The sequence below is a fragment of the Enterobacter sp. JBIWA008 genome (genome assembly GCF_019968765.1).
Taxonomy (GTDB): Bacteria; Pseudomonadota; Gammaproteobacteria; order Enterobacterales; family Enterobacteriaceae; genus Enterobacter.
On sequence record NZ_CP074149.1, the window covers coordinates 1003015 to 1016162 of the forward strand.

Annotated in this window: 7 protein-coding genes and 2 pseudogenes; 2 read left to right on the forward strand and 7 right to left on the reverse strand. The window is 44.1% G+C overall.

All coding sequences use genetic code 11. The features are described 5' to 3' along the window. Positions 1-69: 69 nt before the first annotated feature. Positions 70-873, reverse strand: a pseudogene (locus tag KGP24_RS04910) (site-specific integrase); the annotation flags it as partial. Between the two features lie 8 nt (positions 874-881). Continuing rightward, positions 882-2028 (reverse strand): annotated as a pseudogene (locus KGP24_RS04915) (IS3 family transposase). 96 nt (positions 2029-2124) lie between these two features. Between KGP24_RS04915 and drt3a the strand changes: the two are divergent. Then, complete coding sequence (gene drt3a, locus KGP24_RS04920; protein WP_223562544.1) at positions 2125-3504, forward strand: antiviral reverse transcriptase Drt3a; 1380 nt, start codon at positions 2125-2127, stop codon at positions 3502-3504. After that, positions 3495-5513, forward strand: coding sequence for an antiviral reverse transcriptase Drt3b (gene drt3b / locus KGP24_RS04925; RefSeq protein ID WP_223562545.1), 2019 nt, complete (start codon positions 3495-3497; stop codon positions 5511-5513). Before drt3a ends, drt3b begins: the two co-directional genes overlap by 10 nt. A gap of 456 nt (positions 5514-5969) precedes the next feature. Here the strand turns inward: drt3b and catA are convergent, their stop codons facing one another. The 5 genes from catA to KGP24_RS04950 all read right to left on the reverse strand — a co-directional run bounded on the left by catA (position 5970) and on the right by KGP24_RS04950 (position 12825). Beyond that, complete coding sequence (gene catA, locus KGP24_RS04930) at positions 5970-6647, reverse strand: type A chloramphenicol O-acetyltransferase (protein WP_223562546.1); 678 nt, start codon at positions 6645-6647, stop codon at positions 5970-5972. 63 nt (positions 6648-6710) lie between these two features. Continuing rightward, entirely contained in the window at positions 6711-8642 is a 1932-nt protein-coding gene (locus KGP24_RS04935) for a GGDEF domain-containing phosphodiesterase (protein WP_223562547.1), read from the reverse strand. 18 nt (positions 8643-8660) lie between these two features. Further along, positions 8661-9155 (reverse strand): molybdopterin-dependent oxidoreductase, encoded by a 495-nt coding sequence (locus KGP24_RS04940; protein WP_223562548.1) that lies wholly within the window; start codon positions 9153-9155, stop codon positions 8661-8663. Between the two features lie 657 nt (positions 9156-9812). Further along, positions 9813-11597 (reverse strand): diguanylate cyclase, encoded by a 1785-nt coding sequence (locus KGP24_RS04945; protein ID WP_223562549.1) that lies wholly within the window; start codon positions 11595-11597, stop codon positions 9813-9815. Positions 11598-11715: 118 nt separating this feature from the next. Then, a complete protein-coding gene (locus KGP24_RS04950; RefSeq protein ID WP_223562550.1) occupies positions 11716-12825 on the reverse strand; it encodes an AI-2E family transporter in 1110 nt (369 codons plus the stop codon). Positions 12826-13148: the final 323 nt, after the last annotated feature.

The following is a 13148-nucleotide window of genomic DNA, read 5'->3' on the forward strand; positions in this document are numbered from 1 at the left end:
ATTCTGCTAATTCGTAATGCGAAGGTCGTAGGTTCGACTCCTATTATCGGCACCAGTCATATCAAGTAGTTACGCATCATTCGTACCTTCCTTATTTTCACTATGGGACAAATTTGGGACAGAAGACCCAAAAATAGAGTCTATTTGCCGTGCATGCTCAGTCAGGTGGTTAGGTGCAAGGTGAGCATATCGACGAACCATTTCGATTGATTCCCAGCCGCCCATTTCCTGCAAAACAGAAATCGGAACTCCAGCCTGAACAAGCCAACTTGCCCATGTGTGTCTCAGGTCATGAAAACGGAAGTCTTCAATTCCTGCTCGTTTTAATGCAGCCCTCCATGCGGTGTTAGCGTCGTAGCGCATCTTTCTCACTACAGGTGATTTAGTTCCATCTGGTTTTGTGCTGCTTTCCTTGTAAACAAACACCCACTTGTGGTGATTGCCGATTTGCTTTTTCAACACCCGGCAAGCAGTATCATTCAGTGCCACGCCAATGGCCTGATTCGACTTGCTCTGCTCAGGGTGAATCCATGCAACCTTTCTCTGCATGTCTATCTGCTGCCATTCCAGATTGATGATGTTCGAGCGTCTTAAGCCAGTAGAAAGCGCAAACTCTACGACTGACTTAAGCGGCTCCGGACATTCATCAATCAACCTTCTCGCCTCGTGAGGTTCAAGCCATCTGATACGCTTGTTCTTAGGCTGAGGCACTTTGACGATCGGAGCCTTATCCAGCATCTTCCATTCACGTTCAGCGGCCCTGAGAAGCGCCTTAATGAATGAAAGGTGAGTTGCTTTTGTGGCTACCGCTGCAGGCTTTGGTTTGTATACTGGAGGAAGCTTTCTTTTCTTGCGACATGCCTTGAATCGCCACGGATAATCTAGACACTTCCGAGCCGTTGATAATACTGGTTTTCATATTCTGTCGGTGACATCTGATTGCTCGAACCATGCCGACGCTTACTGTTATAAAACATTTCGATGTAACCAAAAATATCGCTGCGGGCTTCTTCCCGCGTTCCGTATATCTTTTTCTTTATCCGTTCGCGTTTCAGCAACTGGAAAAAGCTTTCTGCAACCGCATTATCGTGACAGTTACCGCGACGGCTCATGCTCCCCTCCAGGCCGTGTAATTTCAGGAACGACTGACACTCATGGCTTGTTTACTGACTGCCCTGGTCCGAGTGAACCAGCACCTGTTTTTGGGGATTACGCCGCCATACAGCCATCAGCAGTGCGTTCAGGACAATGTCCTTTGTCATCCGGGATTGCATTGACCAGCCGATAATTTTGCGTGAGAACAGATCAACAACCACGGCAAGATACAGCCAGCCCTCGTGGGTCCTGATGTAGGTTATGTCCGTTACCCAACGCTCATCCGGAGCATCCGGATTGAACTGTCGCTGGAGCCTGTTGGGCGATACGATACTGGCCTCGCCTTTACGTGCCGCGGACTCCGGTATCCGACCTGAGCCTTTATCCCGACACGTTTCATCAGTCGCCAGACTCTGTTCACTCCGCACTGTTGCCCGCTGTCCCGCAGATCCAGATGGATTTTGCGATAACCATAGACGCATCCCGATTCCAGCCAGAACTGTTTAATCTGTCCTGTCAGTCTCAGGTCTGCCTGATGGCGTTGTGAATGCGGCTGCTGAAGCCAGGCGTAAAAACCACTGGGATGAACATCCAGCACCCGACAGAGCAGGCGAACAGGCCAGCAACAGGTGTTGTCACGGATAAAGGCGTACCTCAGTCGGACAGCTTTGCGAAGTACGCCGCGGCTTTTTTTAATATGTCCCGTTCGTCGGTAACCCGCTTCAGCTCTTTCTGGAGACGGCGGATCTCGGCCTGAGCATCTGACTGTTCTTTATTAGTGGATGAGTCCGGACCGTACTTCTTTATCCAGGCGTAAAGGCTGTGGGTAGTGATATCGAGACGTGTTGCAACGCTGGCAACAGAATAACCGCGATCAACAACCTGTTTGACTGCTTCAATTTTAAACTCTTCGGGATAACGCTTACCGCTCATGGGCACCTCTCTTTAAGCCATCTTAAATGACTCTTAGATGTCTGTTAAACCCGTGGCGATTCACATTTCCGCACGTCTTGAGCTGTAATCGAATTCATGAATATCACTATATTAAGCGGCCGCTGTGGTGGAGATAAGATTGCGGGCGGGTATGGAAAGAGTTATAAAAGCTTAGAGGATAGTTTAGCGAGGGATATCATGAACCGGCAGCCGTTTACTTCATCAGCACTTAAACGAAACTTAAGTGAAAGTGAGAAGGCTTATTATTTCAAAAAAAATAATTCCGCTGAGTTAGAATTGCTAATTAGTGATGCCGTTTTAATTGCTAATGAGAATTTTCGTTCTGGTGTTAGTGTAAAGAAACTAAACATTAAAGGACGTTGCGTTTACACTGCTTCATGTTTGAAAGAAAAAATAATACTTAGACATTGTAACGCAAATCTAAAATGTATTGAATCACTTCTTCCCAAGCAAAGAAATACAATAATTAATGAGTTGAAAATTTATTTGAAAGAAGGCACTCCATTCAAAATATATCGTTTGGATATAAAATCCTTCTTTGAGTCAATTGATCTGCCACAACTTTTTCAATGCTTACATAATGAAACACGTCTGTCTAGACATACAAAAAATTTGTTAGAATGGTATCTTAAGTCGTGTGAGAGAATCCACTCTTCAAAAGGATTGCCTAGAGGGTTGGAAATTAGCCCTATGTTATCAGAATTGTACTTGGCACAATTTGATAATAGTGTTCATAGGCACCCAGATGTATTTTATTACTCAAGATTTGTAGATGATATGGTGATCGTTTCAAGTGGTTATGAATGTGAAGCGTCCTTTATGAATTTCATACAAGATTTATTACCTAAGGGATTGTCATTAAATAAAAATAAGTTGAAAGTTTCTCCGTGTATACCAAAGAGAAGTAAAGGTATTAATAGGCAGAATAAATTGCTTCATGAATTTGATTTTCTTGGGTACTCATTTTCCATAATAGACACCCCTCTGAATAAAGATGGTGAGATTAATAGCTGTTATAGAAAGGTAATTGTGAATTTATCTAAGTCTCGCCTGAAGAAGATTAAAAATAGAATAGCTAGATCTTTTTACTCTTATCATATCAATGGTGATTTTAAATTACTTTTAGATAGAATTTCTTTTTTGACAAGCAATAGGGATTTAAATAGAAAAATAAAATCTTCAAGCTCTTTGGAGAAAAGTAAGATAAGCACTGGCATCTATTACAGTAATTCGAGATTAGATGCTGACTCTATATCCCTAAAACAATTAGATGACTTTTTGCTGTATTGTGTAAAAACTAATACTGGGCGTTTGAACAGCATTATAAAAAAACCTTTTAATTTGAAGCAAAAAAAAGAATTGCTAAGAAATAGTTTTAGAAAAGGCTTTTTAAATAGAGTATACAGAAAGTATAACTTTAAGCGCTATACTGAGATTACAAAAATATGGCTATAAAGAAAAACATTAAACTCGATAAGAAAGATTATCTCAGGGCTTTACTATGTGATACACAGCCGGGTGATTGTCCAATTATTTTTTCAAATGATGGGCTATATATAAACTTAACCGAGCATGATAGAGTCAGTAATGACTCATCAAGTTACACTCCTGTTTCTTCTTTCTTAAAAAAAATAATTAACCCTGGTTTAGACTCTTCTATTGGTGTCGAAAAGCAAGCCCAAGCAAAGAAAAAACAAAGCTCTCCGTTTGGCTATTGCATAGTGAAAGATGCCTTTAGCCAAAGACATCTTTCTTTAGTTCACCCTAGATCTCAAATTAATTATTCGGAATTTTACAAAACTTACTCATCCGTTATCACACTAAATACATTGAAAAGTAATTTTTCAATTCGTTATCCCCGTAAAGTAGCTAACTCTTTCTTTTTGTATGAGAATTCTGCATCAGAAAAATACAAAGGAGAGGATATCGAAACCACAAAAGATGAGTTAATGAGGAAATATTCATCCTCTTATTTTACTTATGGTGGGTTCAACAGGATATATAAACTATTTCAAAGTAAAATGTTTATTGGTCTTGAGAAGAGATTCTCATTTATGTGGATGTTGGATGTATCGCATTGTTTTGACAGCATATATACACATTCTATTTCTTGGGCGTTAAAAAATAAATCATTTATCAAAAAGCATGTTGCACACAGCAATCAGTTTGGTCAAGAATTAGATAAGCTAATGCAGCGTAGCAATAATAATGAAACAAATGGGATACCTATTGGTTCAGAATTTAGTAGGGTTTTTGCAGAATTAATATTTCAGAGAATTGATTGTAATATTGAGTCATGCCTTCTGAGTGAACATGGATGGGTTAATAATAAAGATTATGCTATATTGAGATATGTAGATGATTTTATTGTTTTTTGCAATAGTGAATCAAGCGCCGAAATTATTACAAAAATCATTAATGTTAAGTTAAATGAATACAATCTTCAGTTGAATGTAAATAAACTTAAGAAGTATTCTAGACCATTTTGTACTAGCAAGACAGGTTTGATTATCAAAGTTAATGAATTAATTCGTAACCTAGAGATTAAGTTGTATGAAAAAAATGATGGTGGCTTCACATTAAATAAAATAAGAAGTAAGCATGACTTAAAAATATATGTAATTAATCATGTCAAGTCTATATGCATTGAAAATAAAGTATCTTATGCTGATGTTTCTTCATATATAATATCTTCTCTTTCTAAAAGACTAATATCAATGATTGATATGTTACAAACCCAAAAAAATGAAGGGGATTTAGAAGTAACAAAAAGAATTAAGGACTTGATTTTCACAGTAACCGATATAATGTTATTCTTCTTCAGTGTTAACCCAACTGTTTCATCATCTTATAAATTATCAAAGACGATGTTTGTTGTTAATAACTATTTGAATGATATCTCTAGTGACTATAGTAGTATTTTTATGACTTCTATAGTGAATACTGCTGAAACCATTAATTTTGGTGAGAATGATAATGGTTTATTTATTGATGATTTCATTTCAATTGAAAAAGTTAATTTGATTTTAGCTGCTACTTTTTTTGGGGATAATTACCTCGTGAGTGCCGATTTTTTTCATGGGATTGTACATAAAAAGAAATTAGATTACTTTACTATAATCTCCTTGTTATTCTATTTTAGAAATAGGAGATCATTCCAGGAATTGAAATGCATAATAGAGAATAAAATAAAAGAGCTATTAAGCCATAATATTGATTTACTACAATCATCGGAAAAAGCGCATTTATTTTTAGATGTTTTGTCATGTCCATTTGTCTCAATAGAGACAAGACGATTTTTATATAGAAAGTATCTTAAAAACTTTGAGCCAACACTTAACAGAAGTCACCAGGAAATTGAGAATGATTTGCAGTCACTTCTCCAAACATATTGGTTTGTCAAGTGGGATGAGTTAGATATTGTGAAAATGATCGAGAAAAAAGAATTGAAAGAAAGCTATTAATTTGATAGAAAAGAATAGTGGTCAGTTTCAAAATACTTACGTCATCGTTGTCGATATAATTTATATTGACAATGAAGGCGATTTCGCTGGAGCTGAAATCGGCTTGAACGCTTAGACTCAAGCTAAAAAAACTGCTTGAGACCAAAGCCTAATTTATTAGCCTTTGGATTTTCAGAATCAGTTGAGAGTAATTACTGGCTGTTTATTGCTTAACCAATACAGTTAGTGGTGCTTACACACCTGATGTTGAGAAACTGACCACACCCATACTACCTGTTGTTTGCCTTAAAAACTGTACACGACTGAATACGAATCATCATCTGGGGGCATGTGTGGGGGCATTTGGGGTGTGTTCCTAAAAATTATCTATTTTTTTCATGCGGTTATGCTATCGTTCCACTCCTATTATCACCCAATAAACAACATTTATTCCTTTTCAAAGAGACTAATTGCGACTCAGCGATAACTTTCTTCCGACTGCTCCGATAAACCATCACACATCTCCTGCAACTCATTAAACATCCTTGCCACATGGAAACCATCGCACACAGAATGATGGACCTGCACCGCGAGCGGCAGCAGCACTTTTCCATCCTGATCGTAGTATTTTCCAAAGGTGAACATAGGCGAAAAGAAGTTCTTCATATGAGCAATATTCATCGTAAAGTTGGTAAACGTTACCCAGGGAATCGATGATACGAAAAAGACATTTTCCCGCGATGCTTCCTTCGGCCAGTAAGACAGGTTATTGCCATAGCGGGCAACATCTTCTGCATACGTGTTCTGGAAGTGATGAATATTACCGTCGAAGTGGCTCCACAGTGACGAAAAGGTCTCCGTTTCAGGATGGAAAATGGTATAGCTTGGATGAATTTCATTCCAGATGACAAGCTCATTGTCCTTCATGGCCATACGGAATTCCTGATGCCGATTCATGATTTTAGACAGGAGGGAAATAATCGTCGGGTAAAACTTCCAGCCGACCACTTTGATATGTTTTCGCAGTGCGGTGATGTCGATCAGAACCGTTTGGTTAATTGTACACTCAGCAAATGACTGGAATACCTCAAAATGCTCTTTCCTGGCCCAACGAGATAAATCAACAGGCGTATAGGCCGGGGCTGTTTTTTTCATTTTATAACCTTTGATTATCAATTACCTAAAGGATTAAGGGCCAGAAAAAGCTGCATAGTCATTTCAACCGTATCTAATCTTCCTGTCAATCTCAGCCTGTGGTTTTCCGAACAGATATCCCTGCACGAGATCGCAGCCAAGCGCCTGAAGACGTTCAAGCTGCGCTTCGGTTTCAACGCCTTCTGCAATGACGCTCATATTGAGGCTCTTCGCCATACCGGTAATCAATTTAACGATATTAAGCGCATCGTCTTGCGTGGATATCGGATTCACAAAGGATTTGTCTATTTTAATTTTATCAAAGTTAAGTTCACTCAGCCTGGAGAGCGAAGAATACCCCGTCCCGAAATCATCGATGGAAATTTTTACACCCAGCGAACGAAGCTTTTTAAGAATAGTGATCGGCATATTGCTGTCACTGAAGAGCGAAGACTCTGTCACCTCCAGCTCGAGTCGACTGGCCGGTAGCCCCGTCTCTTTCAGGATAGTCTGCACCATCGTGGTAAATGATTTATTACCCAACTGAATAGGTGAGACGTTTACCGAGATCCTCGCCGGAACCGCCCAGGAAACCGCTTCCCGGCAGGCAAGCTCAAGCACGGTTTTGCCGATCTGATTGATCATCCCCGTTTTTTCAGCGACTGAAATAAAGTAATCAGGTGACAGTATCCCCTTCACCGGGTGTATCCAGCGAATCAGCGCTTCATAGCCGTAAATTTCACTGCTGAATGAATCGACAATTGGCTGGTAATAAACAACGAATTCGCGGTTATCGATCGCCAGTGCCATATCATGTTCAAGGGTTCTGCTTTCCTGTAACTTTTGCAGCATCCATTGACGGAAAACTTTTATCTGCTGTGAGCCCTCTTTTTTGGCTTCGTAGAGCGCCAGATCGGCAAATTTATAAAGATAATCAGAGCGTCGTTCATTATCAGATAAAACGATACCCACACAGGTGGCAATTTTTATCAGCTGGTTATTAATCGTATAGGGCTGACTGATTTGATCGCTGATTTCTTTAGCGCGGGAAACGGCCGCGTTTTCGGTTAATCCGCTGGAAAGAAGGGCGAATTCGTCTCCGCCTAAACGGTAAAATGTATCAGTGGCGCTACTCATTGAGGTGAGGCGTCTGGATACCTGATTTAACAGCAAATCTCCGGCATCGTGGCCATAGGTATCGTTGACCTCTTTGAACCGGTCTAAATCAAATAACATCACCGTGACGGGGATGTGGTTTTTATCTGCCAGAAGATTAATTTTGTTGAGATCGTCCCAGAAGAACAGGCGGTTTTTCATACCAGTAAGGGAATCATGATAAACATCATATTCCAGCTTGGCATTCTGAATTTGCAGCGTTTCTTTTGATATCTGAAGTTCATCAGCAAGGCTTTTAACCTGCATGTGTGCTTTTAGAATGTTTTTATTCTGGTAGATCATTAAGAAACCAAGGATGAAACTTAATATCACCAGGAGTAGCGAAAGTGCCGAATAAATATAATAAAGAATCTGGATTTTTTTATTAGATTCATTAACTGTATTAATGTCTTTTGTTAATGCTGTTGCTGAAAGCTGGCTCAGCGGCGCATCAAGCTCATGCATATTTTTCAGGTATGCCTGTAACTCTGGGTGGCTCATTTTTTCAAGATGGCTGTCCAGATAGGTTAGTATTTTCTCTAAGCGTGAAGCGAGCTCTTGATGCGTTTTATCGCTGTCAATATAGCGACCTAAATCTCCCCCCTTCATTAAATCGCCCTGGCTGAGCATAATTTCAAGACGCATGCGGACCTGGTCTATCGTAACGTCATCGGTATCGGTTGCGTATAGACCAATCCATGATTCAAAACGGTAATACTCTGATACCAGTTGTGCCACGGACCAGGACTCAGTGTATTGAGTCAGTTTTTGCAATTCCTGCTGACGATCGTAAACAAGGAATGCAATATATCCTGTCGTGATAAAAAGAGAAAAAATGATACCAACCAGTATCCTGTTCATTATGTTCTCCTGAACGACTTACTCAATCTTCATTTTGCTAACCTGCCATGCTGATCGCGAGTAATAAATCTGATTATTCAACTCAGGAAGACTGTCATAGGGGTATACAATGAACGATGGGCCTTTATCGCGGATGCGCATATATTCGCCATTTACCTTTAAGGCAAGTATGGCGTTGTATTTTTTAAAGTCGCTGAGAGGGATCACGGTAGAGTAATCATTGAGCGCAATAACATTCACGTTCGCACCTTTTGCCCCCACATAATCCATGAGTTTGCTCATTGGGACACCCTCAAACTTCGTACGACCGTTATACCAGGGTGAGGTCGTCTCGAAACTCACCATGCCCAGTTTTTCAAGGCTGGCGAGATCAAACACTGCTTTTCCATTTTCATTGGTATTTTCTATATTACCGTAAATCGTTAAAATGGGTTTACCAACTGGTTTTGGCAGGTCGCCAGCCCAGGTTACACTTTGTACCAGACAGCATAACAGCAGTAGGGTTAATCGCATTTTGACCTCCACCTTTTTAACAGAAGTATAAGAATTATAATTTAGATATCACACGAGTTGATATATTTTGTTGAGTAGCAAGGGTTTTTATGTCTTTTATTGATTAAGTTCATAAAAATCAAACTGTTACTCTTGCTTCGTGATGCGGTGTCCGACCGCGGAGTGCGGATTGATTTTTTTGAGATAAGTAAAAGGAACAATTATAAATTTCTTTTGTTTAAAAAATGTTCGTTTTGCATTGGCTTCCGGAAAGAACACTTAGGTAAGTTGTGTCTGAGAAGACAATACCGGTTCAAAACGTGTGTCAGGTTCTAAAAGAGGTTTGTTCTACATCCGAACATTGCAAAGCCACAGCTTTTATTCTGGGGGCGTTTTCATTTATCAGGTATCAGGATTACCTCAATAAACGTTAAGCCCCCTGCAAAGGCGCTTTGGCGGCGTACTGTCTGTTTTTTACAGGTGTTGCCGTAGCAAAAATCCTGCACTATCCAGTTAAAAAGTTAAAGAAAGCGCTATTGCGGAATCAATAGCGTCTTATTCCGGTTTTTGCGCCTGCGGCAGACGCTGCACATGGAGCAGAGAAGGAGGGTATGCTCCTATCTGTTATGAAAATGAAGTCACGGATGAGATGATCGGGCATTGGCGTGAAAATAATAGCTAACCCGCCTCCAGCATCCCAAAACTCACAATCCGCGCCCGGCCAAGCTCTTTTGCCCGGTATAACGCCACATCCGCAGCGCGCAGCAGGTTGTCGGTCTGGGCATGTTGTGGGTAACTGGCAATCCCAATCGACACGTCCACTGGCCCAATCTCGGTAAGTCCGTAGCGAAGCGACAGCTCATGCACACCGTTGTAAATCGTCTGCGCGCAGGCGTGCGCCTCTGCTTCATTAGCGCCGGGAAGCAAAACCAGAAACTCTTCCCCCCCGTAGCGGAATGCCAGTCCGTTGTCGTGTGCGGCACGCTGAACAATTGACGCCACGCTTTTAATCACCCGATCGCCCGCTTCATGGCCGAAGCGGTCATTGATGCTCTTGAAGTGATCGATGTCGATCATCATGCAGCTTAACGGCTCGCCGGTGCGCATCGCCTGTGCCGTTTGGGTTTGCAGGGTATTTTCCAGATGATGACGATTACGCAGGCCCGTGAGCGGGTCGAACAAGGCTTTTTCCAGCAACGCGTCGCGCAGCCGTTGGTTGGCCAGCGCCAACCCGAGCGCCTCGGCCATCAGTTCCAGATACGCGCGGGAAGGGGCATTATCCGCCGTAATATTCTGGAAGGAGAGCAGGCCAATGGCCTCGCCCTGGGCGATAAGCGGCACGCACAGGGAACTTTCCGCCTGTGATGCCGGAAGATGATAGCAGGCGATATCCGGCTCACCGTTTACCGGCGGGTGGCTCTGCCCGCGGCGCACGGCCCAGCACTCATCCGGATGGAAGCGCGTCTCTTCACCAACCGGTGAAAGCCATTGCGCGACGCAGCGCATCTGCCACGGATCGCGGTCAAGGACGTAAAGTCGGCCCGCAATCCCCGGCGCGATATTAGGCGCAAACAGCTCCGCCACGTTAATCACATCGTTAAAGTTCTCACACCCCTGCAGCCGCTGGGTCATGCGCGCCAGCAGCTCGCGGATGGCCCAGTCGGCATCGCGCTCTCTTTCCAGACGCTGTCGCGCAAGGCCGTTTTCACGGAAGATGCGGATGGCCTGGGCCATATCGCCAATTTCATCAATCTGGTTGAAATTGGGCGTTTCAACCGCGTAATCCTGCGATGCCAGACGGTGTACCACGTCGCTCAGGCGCACCACGGGGCGCAGCACGCGGCGCTTCAATATAAAGCCGAGAACAAACAAGAACAGCAGGGCGGTCAGGCCGACCATAAGCTCAGAGGCCGTACGCAGCGCTTTCGATTTTTTTGTCGCCTCCTGAACGGAGACGATGACGCGCCTGTCGAGTATCTGGCGGAAGTGATCGATCTGGTTTTGTGCGCGCTCAAGCTCCTGCTCATAGGGCGCACCGTAGAGTAGCGCAACGGCCTGCGCATCTTCTCCCTGCGCCGCGCTCGTTAGTGCCATCTGCTGCTCGTCCTGCAGTTCATCAATGATTTTTATGCCTTCGCGCAGCAGGGACAGCTCATCATCCGATGCACCGTTGTCCCGTAGCTTTTCAAGCCGGAGTTCAAAGCGCTTCAGGTTGTTCTCTGACTGGCTATATTCCTTCAACGTTTGCGGATCTTTTTTGATAACGTAGAGGCGTGCTAAATTCGACTGCACCCAGGCATCGGTTTCGATATCTTCCGTAAGCTCATCAAAACGCTGGCGTTGTTCAACGGCCTGACGTTCAGCAGTGTCAGCACTTGACGCCATCAGCATGATGACGCCTGAGGCGATGGTCAGGCAGACTGTGGCACCATAGGCCCAGTTTGTTATCGTCGCGATTCGCACCAGATGATCCTTTTACGACATGAGTAGGATGGCGTTCTTCAAATTATAGAAAACGTCTGATTTAAGGCGAAAAAAAGGCGGCACGGCGCCGCCTGGTGTGGTCTTTATCGTCACATCCTCACAATTCTGGAGGGTTTTTTCCTTCTTCGATGAAATCCGCGTCCAGCTCTTCGGCGTTACCTGCATGATCTCGCCCTGAAAAGAGGTTCCAGCAGGCGATAAACAGCGCGGCGATGAGCGGCCCAATCACAAAGCCGTTAATGCCGTACAGCTCCATGCCGCCAAGGGTGGAGATCAAAATCAGGTAGTCCGGCATTTTGGTGTCTTTCCCCACCAGCAGCGGGCGCAGGATGTTGTCCACCAGCCCGACGATAATCACGAAGAAGCCGACAATAAACAGCCCTTGCCAAAGCTGATGGGTGGCGAACAGGAAGATGGCGGCGGGCACCCAGACAATCGCCGAGCCGATGGCGGGTACCAGCGAGAGGAAGGCCATCAACGCGCCCCAGAGCACGCTGCCGTCAATACCGGCAATAGCAAACGCAATCCCGCCGAGTATGCCCTGAACCACCGCCACCGCCGCCGTTCCTTTTACCGTGGCTCGCGATACGCCGACGAATTTGGCGAACAGGTGCTGCTTGGCGAAATCAGACAGCGGCAGGGAGTCGAGGATCTGGCGCACCAGATACGGGCCGTCTTTCAGCAGGAAGAACAGCAGATAAAGCATGATGCCGAAGCTAATCGCAAATCCAAACGTTCCCTTACCAATCAGAAACGCGCTGCCGGCGAGATATTGCCCGCCCTGCAGGGCGACATCAGAGAGTTTTTTCTGGATCTGCGCCGCGTTGGTCAGGTTGTGATCCGCGAGGAAGCCGCTGGCCCAGTCAGGCAGATGGTTAAAGATGCTCGCCACCACTTCCGGGAACTGGGTGTTGTTCTCCTGGAGCTTCGTGTAAACCACGTTCAGCTCAATGGCGAGCGAGGAGAGGATCACCATCAGCGGAATAAAAACGATCAGGCAGATAATGCCAATGGTCAACAGCGAGGCCAGCCCGTTGCGATCCCCCAGCGCGGCGCGCAGCCTGTTTTTTACCGGGTTGAAGATGACGGTCAGAATAGCGGCCCACAGTATCGCGGAGAAGTAGGGCGACAGCACGTCGAAGAAGGCCCAGGTCACAAGGGCAAGAATAAAGATAAAGAAACCTTTGGTCAGTCCGTTAAAGCGCATCAGTCAGTCCTGGTTACTAATAAACTGTCTCGACTATAGAACTGATTGTGAGAATTACCAACCTTGCGCCGGGTGGCGGGCAGTGTTGCGGTATGAATCCACGCTTTACGGATACCACTTTCGACTGACCGAAGTTCGCCTCTTCCTGCACCATGCTGTCAGTATCTGCTTGCGGAGGTGCTTATGGCCTGGCGTCCGATTCTCTATGTGATCCTCACCACCCACCCCAGACTTAGCGCGAGGCGTGCCCGTTTGCGTCTGGTCATCTAGCTTTTTATTAACAATCGCGGTATAACACACCTTCTTTGGATGTTTAGATGTCC